Origin of the sequence: Streptomyces carpinensis, assembly GCF_002154505.1 — a bacterium.
Classification (GTDB): Bacteria; Actinomycetota; Actinomycetes; order Streptomycetales; family Streptomycetaceae; genus Streptomyces; species Streptomyces carpinensis.
Genome location: NZ_MUBM01000781.1, coordinates 1 through 530, shown reverse-complemented (window position 1 = coordinate 530; position 530 = coordinate 1). Strand labels below are relative to the sequence as shown.

Annotated in this window: 1 pseudogene; it reads left to right on the top strand. The window is 74.5% G+C overall.

What is annotated here, in order from left to right:
* Nucleotides 1–514, top strand: a pseudogene (locus BZY54_RS48740) (MFS transporter); the annotation flags it as partial.
* Between the last annotated feature and the right edge of the window lie 16 nt (nucleotides 515–530).

The following is a 530-nucleotide window of genomic DNA, read 5'->3' as shown; positions in this document are numbered from 1 at the left end:
CGGCATGTCCACCCTCGACACGGGCACCGGCAGCGCCACCATGTCGCTCTGGTTCGCCCTGCTCGGCCTCGGCCTCGCCCCGGTCATGGTCGGCGCCACCGAGGTCATCGTCGGCAACGCGCCGATGGAGCTCTCCGGCGTGGCCGGCGGTCTGCAGCAGGCCGCCATGCAGATCGGCGGCAGCCTCGGTACGGCCGTGCTCGGCGCCGTGATGGCGTCCAAGGTCGACAGCGACCTCGCGGGCAACTGGAAGGACGCCGGGCTTCCGCCGCTCACGCCCGCCCAGGCGGACCAGGCCTCCGAGGCGGTCCAGGTCGGCGTCGCACCGGTGCCGAAGGGTGTGCCGGAGGCGATCGCCGCGAAGATCACCTCCGTCGCGCACGACACGTTCATCTCCGGGATGAGCCTCGCCTCGCTGGTCGCCGCCGGGGTCGCGGCCGTCGCCGTCCTGGTCGCGCTGCTCACCAGGCGCGGGGAGAACGCGGAGGCGGGCGCGGGCGTCGGCCACATCTGACGCACCCGGCCGGCGG